Origin of the sequence: Burkholderia pyrrocinia, from assembly GCF_003330765.1 — a bacterium.
Taxonomy (GTDB): Bacteria; Pseudomonadota; Gammaproteobacteria; order Burkholderiales; family Burkholderiaceae; genus Burkholderia; species Burkholderia pyrrocinia_B.
Genome location: NZ_CP024904.1, coordinates 386,033 through 406,028 on the forward strand (window position 1 = coordinate 386,033; position 19,996 = coordinate 406,028).

At 70.6% G+C, this 19,996-nt stretch carries 20 protein-coding genes; 6 read left to right on the top strand and 14 right to left on the bottom strand.

The window, feature by feature from the left end; genetic code table 11:
* The first annotated feature begins 5 nt into the window (after nt 1–5).
* The 3 genes from treZ to treY are packed head-to-tail and all read left to right on the top strand — an operon-like array spanning nt 6 to nt 6,858.
* The gene (gene treZ, locus CUJ89_RS34815) at nt 6–1,877 is read left to right on the top strand and encodes a malto-oligosyltrehalose trehalohydrolase (protein WP_114181983.1); all 1,872 of its coding nucleotides are present in this window, start codon (nt 6–8) and stop codon (nt 1,875–1,877) included.
* Nucleotides 1,874–4,096, top strand: coding sequence for a 4-alpha-glucanotransferase (malQ, locus tag CUJ89_RS34820; protein ID WP_114181984.1), 2,223 nt, complete (start codon nt 1,874–1,876; stop codon nt 4,094–4,096). The genes treZ and malQ overlap by 4 nt, the downstream gene beginning before the upstream one ends.
* Nucleotides 4,093–6,858 carry a malto-oligosyltrehalose synthase gene (gene treY / locus CUJ89_RS34825; protein WP_114181985.1) on the top strand — a complete coding sequence of 922 codons (2,766 nt, stop codon included), beginning with the start codon at nt 4,093–4,095 and terminating at the stop codon, nt 6,856–6,858. Before malQ ends, treY begins: the two co-directional genes overlap by 4 nt.
* A 152-nt stretch (nt 6,859–7,010) precedes the next feature.
* Here treY and CUJ89_RS38135 read toward each other — a convergent pair whose 3' ends face one another.
* Nucleotides 7,011–7,256, bottom strand: a complete 246-nt coding sequence (locus CUJ89_RS38135) for a hypothetical protein (RefSeq protein WP_161556582.1) — start codon at nt 7,254–7,256, stop codon at nt 7,011–7,013.
* A gap of 114 nt (nt 7,257–7,370) precedes the next feature.
* Here CUJ89_RS38135 and CUJ89_RS34835 point away from each other — a divergent pair, with 114 nt between their 5' ends.
* Nucleotides 7,371–8,621: a phosphatidylserine decarboxylase family protein gene (locus tag CUJ89_RS34835; protein WP_114182463.1), complete on the top strand. Its 1,251-nt coding sequence runs from the start codon at nt 7,371–7,373 to the stop codon at nt 8,619–8,621.
* Nucleotides 8,622–8,643: 22 nt separating this feature from the next.
* On the opposite strand, the gene CUJ89_RS34840 is transcribed toward CUJ89_RS34835, so the two are convergent.
* The 4 genes from CUJ89_RS34840 to CUJ89_RS34855 form a co-directional block, all read right to left on the bottom strand.
* Nucleotides 8,644–8,871, bottom strand: a complete 228-nt coding sequence (locus tag CUJ89_RS34840) for a hypothetical protein (protein ID WP_114182464.1) — start codon at nt 8,869–8,871, stop codon at nt 8,644–8,646.
* Between the two features lie 252 nt (nt 8,872–9,123).
* The gene (locus tag CUJ89_RS34845; RefSeq protein ID WP_114181986.1) at nt 9,124–9,453 is read right to left on the bottom strand and encodes a DUF1488 domain-containing protein; all 330 of its coding nucleotides are present in this window, start codon (nt 9,451–9,453) and stop codon (nt 9,124–9,126) included.
* A 4-nt stretch (nt 9,454–9,457) separates the two neighbouring features.
* Nucleotides 9,458–10,006 carry a type 1 glutamine amidotransferase domain-containing protein gene (locus CUJ89_RS34850; protein WP_114182465.1) on the bottom strand — a complete coding sequence of 183 codons (549 nt, stop codon included), beginning with the start codon at nt 10,004–10,006 and terminating at the stop codon, nt 9,458–9,460.
* Nucleotides 10,007–10,158: 152 nt separating this feature from the next.
* Nucleotides 10,159–10,524, bottom strand: coding sequence for a hypothetical protein (locus tag CUJ89_RS34855; RefSeq protein ID WP_114182466.1), 366 nt, complete (start codon nt 10,522–10,524; stop codon nt 10,159–10,161).
* 170 nt (nt 10,525–10,694) lie between these two features.
* Here CUJ89_RS34855 and CUJ89_RS34860 point away from each other — a divergent pair, with 170 nt between their 5' ends.
* Nucleotides 10,695–11,051: a DUF3175 domain-containing protein gene (locus CUJ89_RS34860; RefSeq protein ID WP_114181987.1), complete on the top strand. Its 357-nt coding sequence runs from the start codon at nt 10,695–10,697 to the stop codon at nt 11,049–11,051.
* Nucleotides 11,052–11,093: 42 nt separating this feature from the next.
* The gene (locus CUJ89_RS34865; protein ID WP_114181988.1) at nt 11,094–12,416 is read left to right on the top strand and encodes a cation:proton antiporter; all 1,323 of its coding nucleotides are present in this window, start codon (nt 11,094–11,096) and stop codon (nt 12,414–12,416) included.
* Nucleotides 12,417–12,421: 5 nt separating this feature from the next.
* Here CUJ89_RS34865 and ligD read toward each other — a convergent pair whose 3' ends face one another.
* From ligD to CUJ89_RS34905, 9 genes are all read right to left on the bottom strand, one after another.
* Nucleotides 12,422–15,199, bottom strand: a complete 2,778-nt coding sequence (gene ligD, locus CUJ89_RS34870; protein WP_114181989.1) for a DNA ligase D — start codon at nt 15,197–15,199, stop codon at nt 12,422–12,424.
* 24 nt (nt 15,200–15,223) lie between these two features.
* Complete coding sequence (locus CUJ89_RS34875) at nt 15,224–16,234, bottom strand: Ku protein (protein WP_114181990.1); 1,011 nt, start codon at nt 16,232–16,234, stop codon at nt 15,224–15,226.
* 44 nt (nt 16,235–16,278) lie between these two features.
* Complete coding sequence (locus CUJ89_RS34880; protein WP_114181991.1) at nt 16,279–16,782, bottom strand: DUF421 domain-containing protein; 504 nt, start codon at nt 16,780–16,782, stop codon at nt 16,279–16,281.
* A gap of 12 nt (nt 16,783–16,794) precedes the next feature.
* A complete protein-coding gene (locus CUJ89_RS38140) occupies nt 16,795–16,956 on the bottom strand; it encodes a hypothetical protein (RefSeq protein ID WP_161556583.1) in 162 nt (53 codons plus the stop codon).
* Between the two features lie 124 nt (nt 16,957–17,080).
* Nucleotides 17,081–17,467, bottom strand: a complete 387-nt coding sequence (locus CUJ89_RS34885) for a DUF3022 domain-containing protein (RefSeq protein WP_114181992.1) — start codon at nt 17,465–17,467, stop codon at nt 17,081–17,083.
* Entirely contained in the window at nt 17,464–17,625 is a 162-nt protein-coding gene (locus tag CUJ89_RS34890; protein WP_027792525.1) for a DUF1328 family protein, read from the bottom strand. Before CUJ89_RS34890 ends, CUJ89_RS34885 begins: the two co-directional genes overlap by 4 nt.
* A gap of 49 nt (nt 17,626–17,674) precedes the next feature.
* The gene (locus CUJ89_RS34895; RefSeq protein ID WP_114181993.1) at nt 17,675–17,863 is read right to left on the bottom strand and encodes a DUF3008 family protein; all 189 of its coding nucleotides are present in this window, start codon (nt 17,861–17,863) and stop codon (nt 17,675–17,677) included.
* Nucleotides 17,864–17,949: 86 nt separating this feature from the next.
* Nucleotides 17,950–19,383 carry an RNA polymerase factor sigma-54 gene (gene rpoN, locus CUJ89_RS34900; protein ID WP_114181994.1) on the bottom strand — a complete coding sequence of 478 codons (1,434 nt, stop codon included), beginning with the start codon at nt 19,381–19,383 and terminating at the stop codon, nt 17,950–17,952.
* Between the two features lie 301 nt (nt 19,384–19,684).
* Complete coding sequence (locus CUJ89_RS34905; protein WP_114181995.1) at nt 19,685–19,993, bottom strand: hypothetical protein; 309 nt, start codon at nt 19,991–19,993, stop codon at nt 19,685–19,687.
* Nucleotides 19,994–19,996: the final 3 nt, after the last annotated feature.

Below are 19,996 nucleotides of genomic sequence, written 5' to 3' on the forward strand. Positions count from 1 at the left end.
TCGCCATGACGTCAGGTTCCGCCCGTCCACCCGGCACGCACGCGTTCGAATCGTCGTTCGGCGCGACCTGCATCGATGCCGATCACACGCGCTTCCGGTTGTGGGCGCCCGCGAGCCGCACGGCCGCCGTCGAGCTGCACGACCAGCGCGACCACACGTTCGCGATGACACCCGTCGGCGACGGCTGGTTCGAGGCGGTCGCGCCGTGCGGCCCCGGCACGCTGTATCGCTACCGGCTCGACGGCGAGCTCGCGGTGCCCGATCCCGCGTCGCGCTTCCAGCCTGCCAGCGTGCACGGCCCGAGCCAGGTCGTCGATCCGGCCGCGTATCGCTGGTGCCACGACGCGTGGCGCGGCCGCCCGTGGCACGAGACGGTGCTGTACGAGTTGCACGTCGGCGCGTGCGGCGGCTACGCGAGCGTCGCGCGGCGCCTGCCGGCCATCGCCGCGCTCGGCGTGACCGCGATCGAGCTGATGCCCGTCAATGCGTTCCCCGGCGCGCGCAACTGGGGCTACGACGGCGTGCTGCCGTTCGCGCCCGACGCGTCGTACGGACGGCCCGAGGAACTGAAGGCGCTGGTCGATGCCGCGCACGGGCTCGGGCTGCAGGTGTTCCTCGACGTCGTCTACAACCACTTCGGCCCCGAAGGCAACCTGCTGCCGCGCTACGCGCCCGCGTTCTTCCGCGCGGACCGGCAGACCGCGTGGGGGCCCGCGATCGACTTTTCGCGCGCGCAGACGAGTGCATTTTTCATCGGGAACGCGTTGTACTGGCTCGACGAATACCGTTTCGACGGGTTGCGCATCGACGCCGCGCACGCGATCGACAACGACGCGTGGCTGCGCGAACTCGCGCGCCGCGTGCGCGCGTATGCGGGCGACGCGCGCCACGTGCACCTGGTGCTCGAGAACGAGCGCAATACGGCGAGCCTGCTCGGGCCCGGCGGCTTCGACGCACAGTGGAACGACGACTTCCACAACAGCGCGCACGTGCTGCTGACCGGCGAGCGCGCCGGCTACTACCGCGCTTACGCCGATGCGCCGCTGCGCCATTTCGCGCGCACGCTCGGCGAAGGCTTCGCGTACCAGGGCGAACCGTCGCCGCTGCACGACGGCGCCGCGCGCGGCGAGCCGAGTGCGCACCTGCCGCCGACCGCGTTCGTCACGTTCCTGCAGAACCACGACCAGATCGGCAACCGCGCGTTCGGCGAACGGCTGCGCGCGCTCGCGAACGACGATGCGGTGCGCGCAGCCACCGCGCTGATGCTGCTCGCGCCGCCGATCCCGCTGCTGTTCATGGGCGAGGAAGACGGCAGCACGCAGCCGTTCCAGTTCTTCACCGACTATCGCGGCGCGCTCGCCGACGCCGTGCGCGAAGGCCGGCGCCGCGAATTCGCGGCGTTTCCCGCGTTCGCCGACGCCGTGCATCGCGCCGCGATTCCCGATCCGAACGACATCGCGACGTTCGTCCGCTCGTCGGCGAGCCACCCGGCCGACGACACCTGGCCCGACGCCGCCGCATGGCGACGCTTCTATCGCAGCGCGCTGACGGTTCGCGCAGCACTCGTGACGCCGCACCTGGCCGGCGCGCGCGCGCTCGGCGTCGACCTGCTCGCGGGCGACGGCAATCCGCCGGCGCTCGTCGCGCGCTGGCGTCTCGGCGACGGCAGCACGCTGACGATCGCGCTGAACCTCGGTTCGCACGACGCGGCGCTGCCCGCGCTGCCGGTCGGCAAGATCGTGTTCGAGACGCCGCCGCGCGCGCGCGACCGGCTGCCCGACCAGCGGCTGCCGCCACGGACCTGCATCGCGTGGCGCGACGGCGCAGTCAATCACGATGCGCTCAATCACCGCGCGAACGGGCGGAGGCGATCATGACGACCGACGTCTCGATCGCGGAACTCGCCCGTGCGGCCGGACTGGACACCGACTGGACCGACGCGGGCGGCGTCGCGCGGCGGGTGGACGACGAAGCGCTCGTCGCGCTGGTCGATGCGCTCGGCTGGCCGTGCGGCACGGCGATCCAGCGGGTCGACAGCGCGGCGGCGCTCGCCGATGCGAACGCGGAGGCGCCGCGCATCGTCACCGGCGACGCGGGCCTGCCGCTGATGCTGCCGGCGACGATCGCGCCGCCTGGCGCGCGCTTCCGGATCGCGCTCGAGACCGGCGGGCATGTCGACGGACGCGTAGACGCGCACGGCACGCTGCCGCCACTCGCGATGCCCGGCTATCACGTGCTCGACATCGAAGATCAGCGCATCGGGCTCGCGATCGCACCGCCGCGCGCCCGCCCGTTCGATGCGCGCGCAGCAGGCGCCGACAGCCGCTGGGGCATCGCAGCCCAACTCTACAGCCTGCGCCGCACCGGCGACGACGGTGCGGGCGACTACACCGCGCTCGCGCGGCTGGCCGCGCACGCGGCGCGGCACGGCGCGCAAGCGGTGGCGATCAGCCCGACGCACGCCGGCTATCCGGCGCTACCCACACATGACAGCCCGTATTCGCCGTCGTCGCGGCGCTGGCACAACGTCGCGTATCTCGACTGCGACGCGGTGCCGGGCGCCGAAGCCGCGCGTCACGTGCCCGACGCGGCCAATGCGATCGACATGCCGCTGATCGACTGGCCGCGCGTACTGCCGATGAAGCTGCGCCGCCTGCGCGCGCACTTCGATGCATGGCGCGCCGGCGACGATCCATCGCGCGACGCGTTCCAGCGGTTTCGCGCGACGGGCGGCGCGGCGCTCGACGCACATGCGCGCTTCGATGCGCTGCAGGCGTTCTGCATCGAACACGGGATCGGTGCGGACTGGCGGCATTGGCCGGCGCCGTGGCGCATGCCGGCCTCGGCCGAGGTCGACGCCTTCGCGCACGCGCATGCCGACACGATCGCGTTCCATGCATTCCTGCAATGGTGCGCGGCGCGCGCGCTCGGCGACGCCCAGCACGTGGCGCGCGGCGCCGGCATGGCGACCGGGCTGATCGCCGATCTCGCGGTCGGCTCCGATCGGGCCGGCAGCGACGCGTGGGCGCACGGCCCGACGCTGCTGCGCGGCGTGTCGCTCGGCGCGCCGCCCGACCTGTTCAATGCGGCCGGCCAGGCGTGGGGCGTGACGACGTGGACGCCCGCCGCGCTGCGTGCGGACGGTTTCGCGCCGTTCGTCGAGTTGTTGCGCGCCGCGTTCGCGCATGCGGGCGGCATCCGCATCGATCACGTGCTCGGCTTCGCGCGGATATGGATCGTGCCGGACGGCGGCACGCCGCGCGACGGCGCGTACCTGCGCTATCCGGTCGACGACCTCGTGCGGCTCGTCGCGCTCGAAGCGGCCCGCCATCGCGCAATCGCGATTGGCGAGGATCTCGGCACGGTGCCGGCCGGTTTTCGCGAGCGGCTCGGCGCGCAGGGCATCGCGGGAACGCGCGTGCTGTGGTTCGAGCGCGACGCGAGCGGCGCGTTCCGGCCGCCGTCGGCGTGGGATCGCGATGCGATCGCAATGACGTCGACGCATGATTTGCCGACCGTGGCCGGCTGGTGGCGTGGGGTCGATCTGGGGTGGCGGCGGGTGGCGGCCGACGCCGCGAAACAGCGCAACGCAGCGGGCGCGCACGATGTGGCCGGCACCGCGCCGAGCGATGCGAGTGCGCATGACTCGAACGAAATCGTGCAACACGCAGCGCTCGGGCACGACGCCGTGCCCCGCACGGAAGCAGGCAGCACCGCGCCCGCCATGCCCCCGCCTGCGTCCCATTCCGACCTGATCGCCGCCCAGGCGGAACGCGCAACCGAACGCGCGGCGCTGTGGCGCGCGTTGCAGCACGCGGGCTGTGCGCCCGCCGACCGTGCTGTCCCGCCGGCCAGCGCGCCGCCCGTTGGCGCCATACTCGCGTACGTCGCGCGCAGCCCGTCGCCGCTCGCGATCCTGCCGCTCGAGGATCTGCTCGCGCTGGACGCGCAGCCGAACCTGCCGGGGCCGCCGTGCGGCCATCCGAACTGGCGGCAGCGCCTGCCGCGCGCGATCGACGCGCTATTCGACGCCGACGTGCGCGAACGCATCGCGGCCATCGTGCACGCACGCCGTTCGCGCGAGCGCGGCCCATGACACCGCGCGCGACGCTGCGGCTGCAGTTGCATGCGGGCTTCACGTTCGACGACGCAGCCGCACATGTCGACTACTTCGCGCGGCTCGGCGTGAGCCACCTGTACCTGTCACCGGTCTCGACGGCCGAACCCGGTTCGCTGCACGGCTACGACACCGTCGACTACGGCGCGCTCAGTGCCGAACTCGGCGGCGAGGCCGGCTTCGTCCGGCTCGTCGACGCGCTGCGCGCACGCGGCCTCGGCCTGATCGTCGACATCGTGCCGAACCACATGGGCGTCGGCGGATCGTCGAACGGCTGGTGGAACGACGTGCTCGAATGGGGGCCCGCGAGCCCGTACGCAAGCTACTTCGACATCGACTGGCATCCGCCCGACGCGACGCTCGACGGCAAGGTACTGCTGCCCTGCCTCGGCGCACCGTACGGCGACGCGCTCGCGGCCGGCGACATCGCGCTCGGCGCCGATCCGGCCACCGGGCGCTTCTTCGTTGCGTGCCCGGGCAGAAGGCTGCCGGTCGCCGCCGCCACCTATGCGGACATCCTGCGCGTCGCGAACCGCGCGGACCTGAACGCGCTCGCCGAACGCTTCGACGCCGCGCCGGCACGCGACAGCGCGCGGCTGGCCGCCGCGCACGCGGCGTTGCGCGATTACGCGGCCGCGCACGGCCCGCATGCGCTCGACGCGGTGCTGCGCGGCGCCGATCCGCGCCGTGCGCGCTCGCGCGCGTGCCTGCACCGGTTGCTCGAACGCCAGCACTACCGGCTCGCGTGGTGGCGCACGGCCGCCGACGAACTGAACTGGCGGCGCTTCTTCGACATCGCGACGCTCGCGGCCATGCGCGTCGACGACGATGCAGTGTTCGACGCCGTCCATGCGCTGCCGTTGCGCCTGCATGCGGCCGGGCTCGTCGACGGCGTGCGTGTCGATCACGTCGACGGCCTCGCCGATCCGCGCGCGTACTGCCGCCGGCTGCATGCGCGACTCGCCGCGCAGCGCGACGCGCGGCCGTATGTCGTGGTCGAGAAGATCCTCGCGCGCAGCGAGACGCTGTGCGCCGACTGGGCCGTCGATGGCACGACCGGCTACGACTTCATGAACGACGTCGGCGCGCTGCTGCACGATCCGGCCGGCGCCGCGCCGCTGGCCGCGCACTGGGCGGCTATTTCAGGTTCGTCGCGCACGTTCGCGCAGGAGGCGCTCGACGGCAAGCGGCGCGTGCTGATGCGTCAGCTCGCCGTCGAGCATGCGCGCGTCGCGCGTGCGTTGCACGGCATTGCGCGCGCCTCGCCCGCGACGCGCGACGTCAGCCTGATCGCGATTCAGCGCGTGCTGCGCGAACTCGCGGTGCGGCTGCCCGTGTACCGGATGTATCCGGCGCGGGACGACGAGCCGTCGAACGCCGACCGCCGGGTGCTCGCGCATGCCTATGAACGCGCATGCGCGGCCGTCGATCCGGCCGACCGTTACGCGCTCGACCGCGTCGCCGCGTGGCTCGGGTTGCCGGTCGTGCACGTGCCGCGTGCGGACGCCACCGCGCTGCAGGCAGCGCGCGTCGCATTTGCGCAGCTCACCGCGCCGCTGGCCGCGAAGGGCGTCGAGGATACGGCCAACTATCGCTACGGCCGGCTGCTGTCGCGCAACGAGGTCGGCGCCGACGCGGACGACTTCAGCCTGTCGCGCGGCGCATTCCATGCGCGCAACCGGCGCCGCGCGCGCACCATGCCGCATACGCTCGTCGCAACAGCCACGCACGACCACAAGCGCGGCGAGGATGCGCGTGCGCGACAGGCCGTGCTCAGCGAGATGCCCGACGCGTGGCGCGCGGTGTCGCTCGACTGGTCCGCGCTCAACCTGTCGCATCGCGGCGGCGCGCAGCGCGACCTTGCGTGGGCGCCGGGGCCGGCCGCCGAGGCGACGCTGTATCAGACGCTCGTCGGCTGCTGGCCGCCGGAACTCGCACCCGACGATGCAACGGCTCTCGCGGCGCTCGCCGACCGCGTGGTGCGGTGGCAGACGAAGGCACTGCGCGAAGCGAAGCAGCATACGGACTGGCTCGCGCCCGATGCGGACTACGAGCGCGGTTGCGAAGCGTTCGTTCGCGCAATCCTGACGCCGCGCGGCGCCGGCGATTTCGTGCACCGGCTGCATGCGTTCGTCGCGCGGATCGCGCCGGCCGGCGTCGTCAACAGCCTCACGCAGGCCGTGCTGCGGATGGCGTCGCCCGGCGTGCCCGATCTCTATCAAGGTACCGAGCTATGGGACCACTCGCTCGTCGATCCGGACAATCGGCGCGACGTGCCGTTCGCGACGCTCGCGGCCGAACGGGTCGACGGGCCGGTCGCGTCGTACCTGCCCGCATGGCCCGATGCGCGCGTGAAACGGGCGCTGGTCGAGCGGATGCTGGCGCTGCGCGCGCGGTGGCCGGCGACGTTTGCTGATGGGGCGTATGTCCCGTTGCGCGTGCGCGGCAAGCTCGGGCGTCATGCGGTTGCGTTCGCGCGGTGCGACGATGCGGCCACCGTGGTGATCGTGACGACGCGGCTCGCGTGCCGGCTGCTCGGCGAAGCGCCCGGGTTGCCGCGTGTCGAGCCCACGCTATGGGGCGATACGGCGGTCGTGCTGCCGCGCGGAGCCGACGGGCCGTGGTCGGACTGGCTGAATGCGCAGGACGAAATCGACGCGGCGGGCGGCTTGCTCAGGCTCGATCGCTGTCTGGCTGCGATGCCGGTTGCGGTGCTCGTTGCGGCGCATGCCGGCGATTGAAACCCGCTTGGACGTGGGTAGCACGTGCCGTACCGGAATCGATTTTGCGCAAATCACGCCGCAGATAATCGATTTTGGACGCCCGTAATCGATTTCCGACCGAAACTGCCGTCCGTAATCGATTTTGTGCAGGCCCCGATACCGCTTGCATCTTACGACCACTCTTCCGGCGGCAACGCGCCGCCGTCGTCCTCCCAAAGCGGCTTGCCCGCCGCGTCGCCGCCGCTCGTGGTCACTGGCCCGCTCGCGCCGCGTTCCTGCCGCCGCCGCGTCTCGCGCGACGTTGCCTTGGCCGCCCGCGTATGCGTCGGCGTCGGCGTATGCTGCCCGCCGCCGCGACGCTCGTCGGCCGATCCCGGATCCTTCTTCGTCTGTCGCGCATTCGAAACCGCGTTCATCTTGCTTCTCCCGTGTCATAAAAACCGGTCGAACGATCGCAGCAATTTCGATGCCGCCGCCAGGCAAGCATGTTGCTATGCGTACTTACCCCGTATCCATTCCCGGAGATGACGATGCCGACAGACTGCAACACGCCGCCCGCCACGCGCCATCGGCTCGGCGAATGGTTGGCCCGCGAGGAAGCGCACATGGCCGCGTTCCGCGAAAAGATCGCGGCCGACGCCCGCGCAAATGCCGGCGAGCATCTGCGCACGCCGGCCGTACAGGATCTCGCGCGGTTGTTCGACGACGATCCCGTGCTGCGCATGGCTCTGACCCGCGCGATCGACGAGGCCGTCGAAGCCGGCCGCCGGCTCGGCTACGCATCGATCGCCGAGCTGATGACCGTGATCGACCACCTGATGAGCTACACGCCGCCGTTCAGCGAATCGAGCCTGATCGTGTGCCCGCTGAACGCGTTCCTCGACTGGCCGATGTGCATGCCGTCGGGCCACGCGGTGTTTCGCGACGCAGCCGTAAACGCGCAACTGAAACGCGTGCTGAACGTGTGGTGCGATTTCCTCGGCGGCCCGCATTCGCGTGCGCATCTCGACACGTCGGCACCCGACGGCTGGTTCTGCGACGAAGCGCGCCAGCGCATCGGCCTGTCGCAGTTCCGGTATCGCGACGACCAGCCGCACGGAGGCTTCGATTCGTGGAACGACTTCTTTACGCGGCGCTTTCGCGATGGCGCACGGCCTGTCGCCGCACCCGACGATCCGCACGTGATCGTCAGCGCGTGCGAGGCCGCGCCGTATCACACCGAGTCGAACGTGAAAATGCGCGACACGTTCTGGATCAAGGCGCAACCCTATTCGCTGCGCGACATCTTCGCGCCCGCGTGGCTGCCGCTCGCCGAACGCTTCGTCGGCGGCGATCTCTACCAGGCCTATCTCAGCGCATACAACTACCATCGCTGGCATGCACCGGTGCGCGGCCTCGTCACGCATGCCTACCGGATCGACGGCACCTACTACTCGGTCGCCGAAGCGGAAGGCCCGGACCCGGCCGGGCTCAACGACTCGCAGGGCTACATGACGGCTGTCGCCGCACGCGCGATCGTCGCGATCGCGAGCGACGATCCGGGCGTCGGCACCGTGGCGGCCGTATTCATCGGAATGGGCGACGTGTCGTCGTGCGTGATCGAGGCCGTGCCGGGCCAGCGCGTCGACAAGGGCGACGAGATCGGCTACTTCCAGTTCGGCGGCTCGACGTACTGCCTGCTGTTCGAGGCCGGCGTGATCGACCGCTTCCTGTACGCGCCGCCGTTCGACGGCCACACGCCCGTCGTGCCGGTCAACGCGCCCGTCGCGATCGCACGGTGAACGCCGCGCCTGCGTCAGTCCGTCATGTGTCGGTGACGTCGGGCTCGCCCGCGTCATTGCGCTGCACGCACTGCAGGACCGACAGGCCGTCGGCCGTCAGCGCGGGCCGGTGCTCGCCCGACGCGTCGTCGTGCTGCATCACGATCAGGTGCTGTTCGACCAGCGCGACGACATCCTCGCGGTCGGTCTGGATCTGTTCCGGTGCGCGATGCACCAGGAACAGCGCGGAAAATTCGTGGGCAGTCAGCATGCTCGTTTCCCCGTTGAAGGCTGCGCGCGATGCGACAACGGCGTCGCATCGGCATGCGGCGCACATTGCGCGCCGGCGTCGGGAAAATGCACGCAGGGACCATGCCAATGCGCACGATGCGACGACCGTCCACGCCGCCCGCGCGCGGCGCGATGTGGCACTGCGAAGCGTCCGGCGGTCGGTGCAAAGTTTTCAACCGCATGTAATGGCGGACGCCAGCCAGAGCAAACGTGCGAGGAAACAGCCAACGGGTCAGGACTGCCGCGGGCGAGACAGGCCGGCCCTCGCGGTGCCCGTCGGCGCGCGGAAATAGCCGCTATGCAGCACCAGGCCGCCAGTGCCGTCGGCCAGCGCTTCCGCGCACGCGGTTTCGATACGCGCACGGCCGCGTTCGAACGCCTCGCGCAGGTCGGCTTCCAGCGCGGAAGGCGCGCCGAAATGATCCTCGAGCGCCTCGGCCGTGATCGCCCAGGTTTCCGGTTGGCCGTCGACGTCGACAGTGAAGCGCAGTTGCAGCGCCGCGCCGTCGAACTCGGGCGGCACGTCGGCCAGCGTGACGCGGCGGGTGGAATCGGCCGGCATCGGTTTATGCGCCCCGCGCCGCGAGACGATCGACCAGCGCGCCGTTGAACGCGGGCAGGTCGTCGGGCTTGCGGCTCGTGATCAGGTTGCCGTCGCGCACGACCTCCTCGTCGACCCACTTGCCGCCCGCATGACGGATATCGTCCTGCAGGCTCGGCCAGCTCGTCATCGTGCGCCCGTCCACGAGCCCGGCTGACACAAGCAGCCAGCCGCCGTGGCAGATCGCGGCGATCGGCTTGCCGGCGCCGACGGCCGCCGTCACGAACTCGCGCGCCGCGGGGATCATCCGGATCGCGTCGCCGTTCACGACGCCGCCGGGCAGCACGACCGCATCGTAATCGCCCTCGCGCGCATCGTCGAACGTGCGGTCGACCTTCACGCGCTCGCCCTTGTCGACGTGCCTGAATCCCTGGATCTCGCCGCGCTTCTGCGAAATCACGTCGACCTGTGCACCTTCGGCCGCCAGCGCACGCTGCGATTCGACGAGTTCGGCTTCCTCGAAGCCGTCGACCGCGAGGATTGCCACCTTGCAATGGTCCAGCCTGCCGCTCATGAGCGCCTCCGTCGGAATGGCGGCACGCGTCGTGCCGTGCCGGTCGTGCAGCAATCCGCGTGCCGGCCGTGCCCCGGATTGCGCGCGTCAACGCATCGGCCGGGGTTCGACCCGCGACCGGACGACAGCCGCGCGCGCCCGCGCCGATACGGTTACTGCAGGTGACGCGCCGTGTCGAGCATCGCGTCGGTCAACTCGACCGTCAGCGTCACGTTCTCGTCGACGTCGGGGACACGGTCGAGCATGTCCTGCACGGTGTCGTGCAGGAGCGCATGCACGCGCCTCCGCGTGCTTTCGTCGAGATCCGCATAACGCTCCATCGTGTCGCAGTCGAGCACGAGCACGACCGAATGCCGCGCGGTCTCGGGCGGCGGCTCGGCCGCCAGCGCCCACGCCGCATGAAACATGATCCTGCCCGTTGCGACGTCGACCTGAACCGTCGTATCGAGATCGTCGGCGTCGATCGCCTCGCCGTCGGTCTCATCGTTCCCCAGCCAGATCCGGGAATTCGATTGCATGATGTCCTCCTGCGTGGTGGCGGGATGGCATGTCCAGCTTGTCTTTGTCAGCAAGACCCATGCCGCCGGCGGCACGGGTTCGCCGCGCATGCGATGCGCGCCGCACGGCACGCGATTTGCGTCGCCAACATCCGTACTACGTCCCTCTGACCCCATACGGAGCCCATCCAATGTCTTCAGCTTCCGCTTCCCACGCGCACGGCAAGCGCCTGACGCGACACCCGGGTCGCGCCCGCAATACCGATCCGCAACACCGCAAGCGCTGGTCCGGCGAAGTCACGCAAAAGAGCGACGCGCTCGACATCGAGCCCGACATCTTCAAGTCCGACGATCCGGGCGCGATCGCCGCGTCGCTGAAGCGTTCGGCCGAGCACAGCCGCCGCCGCAAGGCATCGCCGTTCCAGTCGGCGATGTCGATGCTGAACTTCTACGTGAACCGCGCGGGCCGCAACCTGCCGAAAACGCGCCGCGCGACGCTGGAACGCGCGAAGCGCAAGCTGCGCGAGGCATTCGGCCGCAAGCCCTGACGGCGCGCGCGACCGCCGTATCGACCTGCCCCGGCTACACGCATGCACGAAACGCTGTGGTACCTGATCATCGGCGCGGTGCTGCTGGCCATGGGCATCGCGACGTCCGCGCTGCGCCACCTGCCGTGCAGCGCCGCGATGATCTATCTCGCGCTGGGCGTCGCACTCGGCCCGACCGGCGCCGGGCTGCTGAATCTCGACCTCGCGCGCGATGCGCGGCTGCTGCGCGAGATCGTCGAAGTTGCGCTGCTCGTATCGCTGTTCGCGATCGGGCTGCGGCTGCGCGTGCCGCTGTCCGACAAACTGTGGCTCGTGCCGTGCCGCCTCGGGCTGCTCGCGATGAGCATCACCGTGCCGCTGCTCGCCGCATGCGCGGTGCTCGCGCTCGGGCTCGACCTGGGCCCCGCGCTGCTGCTCGCGGCGATCCTCGCGCCGACCGACCCCGTGCTCGCGCACGACGTGCAGGTGCACGACCCGGGCGATCGTGATCTCGTGCGCTTCGCGCTGTCGGGCGAAGGCGGCCTGAATGACGGGATCGCGCTGCCGTTCGCCCTGGCCGGGCTCGCGCTGTGCGGCGCGCACGACGCGACGCACGGGCTGCCGCCGCTGTCGGGCGCGTTCGCGCTCGCCGCGCTGTGGGGCATCGCGGGCGCGGCCGCGATCGGCGGCGGCCTCGGCTGGGTGACGACGAAGACGATCGGCTGGCTGCGCACGCGTCACGCGCAGGCGCTCGGCCTCGAAGGCTTCTTCGCGCTCGCGCTGATCGTGCTGTCGTTCGGCGCCGCGCAGTTCGCGCATACGTTCGGGTTCATCGCGGCGTTCGCGGCCGGCGTCGCGATGCGCCGCGTCGAGCATCGCGCAAGCGGCGACCGCACGCCGCGCGAAGTGATCGGCCAGATCGATTCGGCGGACGTGGTCGCGACCGAGAAGCATCCGGATAAAGCGCACGCGTACATGGCCGAATCGGTGCTCGGCTTCACGATCGAACTCGAACGGATCGCGGAAGCCGTCGTGATGACGATGATCGGCAGCGTGCTCGCGACGCTGCCGGGGCCGCTGATCACGTGGGGCACGGCCGCGCTGGCCGCCGTGCTGTTCGTCGTCGTGCGGCCGTTCGCGGTGCTGGCCACGCTTGCCGGTTCGCGCGCGACGCTTGCGCAGCGGCGACTGATGGCGTGGTTCGGGATACGCGGGATCGGCTCGTTCTACTACCTGCTGTTCGCGCTGGAGCTCGGGCCGTCCGGCACGATACGCCCGCTCGCGGCGCCCGTGCTGGCCATCGTGTCGGCGTCGGTGATCGTGCACGGAATCTCCGCAACGCCGCTGATGAACTGGTATCACCGGCTGCAGCAGCATCGGCGCTGACGCGCTCACGACGCGTCACCGAGCCGAGCGCGCATTGACGCAGTGATCCGCTGGCGCGTGTCGGCATAGCCTTCCCACGGATCGTGTTTCAGCGTGTCGAGACGCGCGCGGAGCGTATCGATCGTCCATTGCGCACCACCCGTCGTATCGGGTACCTCGTCCCAGCCGAGCGGCACCGACACGCCCATGCCGGGCCGCGCGCGCACCGAATACGCGGCGATCGTGCTCGCGCCGCGGCCGTTGCGCAGATAGTCGACGAAGATCTTGCCGCGCCGGTGGCGCGGCCCCATCGTCGCGGTGAAGCGATCGGGCAGCGCACCGGCGACATGCTGCGCGATCGCGCGCGAGAATTCCTTCACGTCGTCCCATCCCGCGTGCCGCGTGATCGGCACGACGACGTGCAGCCCCTTGCCGCCGCTCGTCTTGCAGAACGACGCGAGGCCGAGCTCGTCGAGCAGCCCGCGCACGAGCTGCGCGGCGTCGATCATCGCGCGCCACGGCAGCGCCGGATCGGGATCGAGGTCGAACACGATACGGTCCGGCCGCTCGATGTTCGATGCATGCGCGTTCCACGTGTGCAGCTCGATCGTGCCCATCTGCGCGGCGCCGAGCAGCGCATCGACGCTGTCGATCGACAGCAGCGGCCCGTGGCCGGGATCGAGCCCTTCGTGCTGCGTGACGAACGGGATCTCGCGGCGCTCCGCATGCCTCTGGAAGAACAGCTCGCCCGCGATGTCGCCCGGCGCGCGTACGAGCGAGACGGGCCGGCCCTTCAGGTCCGGCAGCAGCCACGGCGCGACCCATTGCCAGTAGTGCGCGAGATCGATCTTGCGCGTGCCGTGCGGCGGATCGAGCACGCGATCGGGATGCGTGATGCGCACGCGGCCGACCTGGTCGGCGCCGGATTCGCCGCGCGCGCTGCCGGAGGCGGCCGGCGATCGCACGCGCCGCCTGGGTCCGTTCGCCGTATCCGTGCGAGGTGCGCGTTCAGGTTGGTCGTGCGCGGCGTGGCGTTCTCCCATCGTCGTCTCCGTTTCGGTGCGGCGCGGCATCTCGCGGACGATCCGCGACGCCGGCTTGTCGTCGCGCAGCGCGATGAACGCCGCCTGCCGCACGATGCCGTCGCCCGTCCATTCCGCGAATTCGCATTCGGCAACGAGCGTCGGCTCGATCCAGTGCACGTGCGTGCGCGACCGTTCGCGCGGCGGTGGGTCGAACGGCGTCGTGTCGCGTTCATGCTTGCGCAAGGTGGCGGCGAGCCGGTCGAGCATCCGTGCATCGAACCCGGTGCCGACGCGGCCGACATAGTGCAGCGGCGGCTTGCCGCGCCGCCTCCTGCCGTCCGGCGCCGGCTCATACACGCCGAGCAGCAGCGCGCCGAAGCCGTGCCGGCTGCCCGACGGTTCCGTGTAGCCGCCGATCACGAACTCCTGCCGCCGCCGGCATTTCAGCTTGATCCATGCGGACGAGCGGCCCGCGCGATAGCGCGAATCCGCACGCTTGCCGACCAGCCCTTCGAGTCCCGTGTCGCACGCGCTCGCGATCAGCGACGCGACATCGCCGCCGAGATCGGGCGAGTAGCGCAGTCGCGCGGGATCGCTGCCGGCCAGCAGCGGCTCGAGCAGCGTGCGGCGCGCGGTGAGCGGCGCATCGCGCAGGTCATAGCCGTCGAGATAGGGCAAGTCGAACACGAACAGCGTCACCGCGTCCGAGCGTCCCGCGCCGAGCGCGTTCTGCAATGCCTGGAAATCGGGCAGGCCGGTTTCGCCGAGCACGACGGCCTCGCCGTCGAACCACGCATTGCCGAGATCGAGCGCGGCGAGCGCGTCGCACTGCGCGCGCAATTTCGCGGTCCAGTCGCGGCCCTCGCGCGTCATCAGCGCGACGTGCCGCCGCGCACCACGGCCCGAGACGCGCGCAAGAATCCGGTAGCCGTCGAACTTCACTTCGTAGCGCCAGTCGCCGTGCGCGGGCGGCCCGTCGACCAGCGTCGCGAGTTGCGGCGCGACGCGCTCGGGCAGCGGTGCGCGGACGGCGCCTTCGACGCGCGCCGGTTCGACCGCCGGCCTTCGATCGTTGCCGTCGCGCCGCATACCGCGTGGGCCGCGCGCGTCGGGCGAAGCGGCGCGGCCGCTGCGCGACGCGCGCGAGCGTGGCGGCGCATCGGCGGCCCCCGCTCCGCTGCCATGCACGCTGCCCGGCCGCTGCGCGACGACGTCGAATTCATCCGCGTCGCGCGCGTCATCGTCGCGTTCCTTGATCAGCAGCCACTGCTGCTGGCGCCCCTGCTGCCGACCGCTGCGCACGAGCGCCCAGCCGCCGTGCAGCTTTTCGCCGTCGAGCCGGAACGTCAGCTTGCCCGCGCGATAACCGTCGCGCGCGTGCGCGATGCCGCCGTCGGGCGTCCACGTGCCTTCGTCCCACACGACGACCGAGCCCGCGCCGTAATGCCCGGCCGGGATCTCGCCTTCGAACGACGCGTATTCGAGCGGATGATCCTCGACATGCACGGCCAGACGCTTCACCGCCGGATCGACGCTCGGCCCCTTCGGCACGGCCCACGATTTGAGCGTGCCGTCGAGTTCGAGACGGAAGTCGTAATGGAGCCGCCTCGCGTGATGTTCCTGGATCACGAACCGCAACGGACGGGTCGTGCGTGCGGACGGTTGCACCTTCTTCGATTCGGCATCGCCGTTCGCGCGACGCCCCCCGTGCGCGCCTTCGGGCTCCGGCGTTGCGTCGAAACGGCGTTTGCGGCGATAGGGATCGAGCTTGCCGGGCATCGCGTCACCTCGTGTCGTGCGGCGTCATGCGGCGTGTTTCCGGCGCGCGGAGGTTTTCTTCGCCGCAGGCGCGCCTGTGGCACCCCGCTTCGCGGCCGTGCGTTTCGCGGTGGCTTTCGCGGTGGCTTTCGCGGCGGCGTGCGTGACGCGTGCCTTCGCGGCCGGCTTGCGCCGCCCGCCGCCGGCTCGCGACGTGGACGGTGCGGCATCCTCGTCGCCTGCGCCGCCGGCTGCACGCGCGCCGCCGCCCTTCAGGCTGCGCTTCAACAGCTCGGTCAGGTCGACGACGTTGGACGCCGCGCGCCCCGTTTTCGCCGGCCGGTCCTCGATCGCCTCGACGCTGCCCGCGCGCACCTTGCGCTCGACCAGCTCGAGGATGTCGTCGCGGAACGTGTCGCGGTATTCGTCCGGCGTCCAGGTGCCCGACATGTCGTCGATCAGCTTCTTCGCCATCGCGAGCTCGCGCGCGCTGACGCCCGCGCGCTTCGCGTCGGCAGCCGGCACCGAAAGCTCGTCGAGCGGGCGCAGTTCCTCCTGCCAGCGCAGCGTATCGAGCGCGAGCAGCGGCCCGACCGGGATCAGTGCACCGAGATGCTGCCGATCGTGCATCACGACATGCGCGATACCGACCTTGCCGCTGTCCTTCAACGCGTCGCGCAGCAGCGCATAGACTTTCTCGCCCTTGCGGTCGGGCACCAGGTAGTACGGCGTGTCGAGATACAGGAACGATACGGCGTCCTCGTCGACGAACGTGACGATGTCGACGCTCTGCGTCGATTCGGGGTTCGCCGCGCGGATCTCGTCATCGGTCAGCACGACGTAGCGCTCCTTCTCGTACTCGTAGCCGCGCACGATGTCCTCGCGCGCGACCTCCTTGCCGGTGCGCTTGTTGATCTGCCGATAGCCGACCGGGTCCATCGAACGCTTGTCGAGCAGCCGGAACGACGGCTTCACGGTGCGCGTCGCCGGGAACAGCTGCACCGGCACGTGAACGAGCCCGAAGCTGATCGCGCCTTTCCAGATCATGCGTGCCATGCGTGTCCTCCTTGCGGCGTCGTTGGCCTCGTCCGTGGCCAACGCTATGGCCTGCGGCAGCGGCTACGGCGCACGATGCTCACGCGCCCGTTGCGCTCCAGGATCGCCGCGTCGACGTCGGCCAGATCGGTCGCGCCGATCGTCTGCCGCACGCTTTCGCGTATGTCGGTCGGCGTGATCAACGCGGCGCGCATCTGCGCGTCGTCGAAGCGGCCGTTGCGATACAGCTCGCGCTCGGCACCCACCAGCAGCCGCTCGAGCCGGCGCGAGCGCACGCATGCCCAGCCGATCGCGCGATGCAGCAGCGCGATCGCGAACGAGGCCGCGACGGTTGCCACGAACGGCGACGCACCGACCACCGCACGACTCAGGATCGCGCCGAGCAGGATCCCGACCACGTAGTCGAACGGCGAACGCTGGCCGAACGCGCGGCGCCCGGCGATGCGGATCAGCACGAGCGCGACCACGAATATCACGATCGCGCGCAGCGCCATCTGGCCGGGGCCGAGCATCCGCCCCTGTCCGAATAGCGCGACGACGGCGTCCATGATCGCGGGGCGCTATGCCGGCGGCTCGGCCGCCTGCGCGTCGCGCGCCCACACGCGGTGCCGGCCGATATCGCCCGGGAATGCGCGCGGCACCGCGTCGAACTGGTGCGACTTCGCGCTACCGTATGGCCGCGCGGGCGGCGGTATCTTGCCAGCGGGTGGGGGATGCGTCATCGAAAGGTCCTCATGCAGTTCGGTGAGCGGCCGACGCGCGCGCAGCCGCGCCGCGGCGCGCGCGGGCGGCAGGACAGGCCCGCGCAGCGATCGCGACCGTGCCCCGCGGGTGTCGGCTCCGGCGTCAGGGCGCGCGCAGTGCCGCGTCGAATTCGGCGCGCGTCACGTCGAGCGCCACATTGCATTCGATCGCGGTGTCCTCGACGCGCGGCTTGCGCTCATCCACCGCGCGTCGCGCACTGTCGCACAGATGCGTGCGCACGCGCAGCCGGTCGGCCGCGTCGAGCGACGCGTAGCGCGTGATCACGTCCGGATCGAACCGCAGGTCGACCGCGCAGCGCCATTCGCGCGCGCTTTCGTCGACCGGCTCGCGCACCCACGACACCTGGATCGTCAGCCGCCCGGACGCGTCGTCCGCATGCACGACGACGGTCGATTGCGACGGGAAGCCGATCGCGAGCGCGTGCTCGAGTTCCGCGACGCGCTGCGACCGGTCGGGCGCGCTACTCATCGTCGCACGACCCCCAGCAGCAGCGTCACCAGGAAGATCACGACGAAGATGTAGAACAGAATCTTCGCGATCTCGGCAGCACCGGCCGCGATGCCGCCGAAGCCGAACACGGCCGCGACGATCGCGATGATGAAAAAGATGATGGCATATCGCAGCATGGATACCTCCTGGATGACAGCACTCGTCACAGCACGCCGTCGTCGTCGTTCACGCATCGTGCTTGTGCCTGGGTTTGCCGTGTACCGGCGTGGAAGCCATTTTTTCCAGCTCCTTCTCGCTCATCGACCTGGCCATCGACTTCGCCGGCGACTTGAGATCCTTCATTTTCGTGTCGCCGCGCTTGGCCGACAGCGCCGCCCCGGCGGCACGCTGCTGGGCCTGGGATTTTGCTGGCATGGTTGCGCTCCTCTCGTTGACACGCGCGATAGGTCGGGATGTCGACGCGACAGGCGGCACGCGCGCGGTTTGGGCCGCCCGACCCGTCACGCGGCATCGCGCCGCCGCAGGTCGGCCGGCGGAATCTTCATTGCCTGGCGATACTTCGTCACCGTGCGGCGCGCAAGCAGGATGCCGCGGCCCTCGAGGTTGTGCGCGAGCGCGACGTCGGACAGCGGTTCGGTGTGCCGCTCGGCCGCGATCATGTCGCGGATCAGCACCTTCGCGGACGCTGCCGAGCACACGCCCTTGCCGGCCGCCTCGAGCTTGCGCGGGAAGAAGTGCTTGAATTCGAATGTGCCATGCGGCGTGGCCATGTACTTGTTGCCCGTTGCTCGCGACACGGTCGATTCGTGCAGGTCGAGTTCTTCCGCGATGTCGCGCAGCACCAGCGGCTTCATCGCGATCTCGCCGTAGCGGAAGAAATCGCGCTGCCGCGCGACGATGCATTCGCCGACGCGCTGGATCGTGTCGAAGCGCTTCTGCACGTTGCGGATCAGCCAGCGCGCTTCCTGCAGTTGCTGGCCGAGCGGCGAATCGCGCTCGCCGCTCGACTGCGCGAACAGCGTCGCATAGCGCTCGTGCAGGCGCGCGCGCGGCAGCACGGCCGGGTTGATCGTCACGATCCATTCGTCGCGCACCTGGCGCACGATCAAGTCGGGCACCACGTAGTCGCCGCGCGTGCTGCCGTAGTGATTGCCGGGCCGCGGGTCGAGCCCGCGCACCAGCGCGCAAGCCGCATGCATCGCCTGCTGGTTGCAGCCGATGCGCCGCTGGATCTCGGCCGTCTCGCGGCGCGCGAGCCGTTCGAGATGCTCGCGCGCAATCGCTTTCGCTTCCGCGAGCGCCGGCGTGCCGGCCGGAATCGCGTCGAGCTGCAGCACCAGGCATTCGGACAGCGAGCGCGCGGCGATGCCCGGACGGTCGAGCATCTGCACGAGCCGCAGCGCGATCGCGAGATCCTGCTCCGACAGCAGCAGCGCCGGATCGGCCGCGACCAGCAGTTCGGGCAGTTCCTGGCGCAGGTAGCCGTCGTCATCGAGCGCGTCGATCACGAGGCGCGCGGCTTCGCGGTCGCGTTTGTTCAGCGGGTAGAGCCGCAACGCATCGTGCAGTTGCTGGTTCAGCGACGGCTCGGCCGCCATCCATTCGCCGGGCGACAGGCCGTCCGCATCGTCGCCCTGGCGGCCCGTGCTACGCGGCGCGGGCGCGGCCGTCAACGGCACCTCGCCGTCAGGCGGGCGCACGTCGTCCGGTTCGGGCGCCGCTTCGGGCGCGGCCGCTTCGGCCGTCTGCCCGGGCGCATCGGCGGCGGTTTCCTCGTCGCCCTGGCCGTCTTCGAGAAACGGATTCTGGTCGAGCGCCTGCCGCAATTCCTGTTGAAATTCGAGCGAGGACAACTGCAGCAGCCGCAGCGACTGCTGAAGCCTCGGCGTAAGTGCCAGATGCTGTCGCATCTGCAGCGCAAGCGAGACGGTCATCGAAAGCCCTCCTGACGTTTCGGTTCGCGGTATTTCGTCTACAGGATTCATGCAGCTTTCGTGCCAGCCCGGCCAGGGGCGGCTCGTCACGGTTTTCGCGGATTCGTACCCCGTCGCACAGCCCGCCGGAGCCGCTTTTTTACAAGCCGGCGGCAAGTTTTGGGCATGCATTTCGCGCGTCAGAAAACGCACCCGCCCGCCTGCACCGTCCCCGCTTCGCATCGACGCGATCGACCGCCGAGCGATCAAGAAACGCCGTGGTCAGCGCCGGCAGATGGTGCAGCAGCCACGCGGCGTCGGTTCAGTACTGCATCGGCGGCGGCGTGCCCGGCAGCGGCGGGGCGCCCTGCACGCCGTTCGGGCCCGGTGGCGGCACGTCGGCCGGTTCGCCGCCGCCCGCCCCCTGCGGCATCATGTTGCCCGGCGACGGACGCGTCTCGTAACGCGTGTTCGCGTCCGGCATCGTCGCGGTCGGCGGCGCAGCGTGGCCGTCGGGCGGCGCGGGCGGCGCGGCCCGCGTGCCGTAAGTGGTGGTTTGCGTGCACGCGACCAGCGCGCACGCGGCGGCAATCACGCATGCGCCCACGCGTATCGTCTGAATCGTGCTCATCGG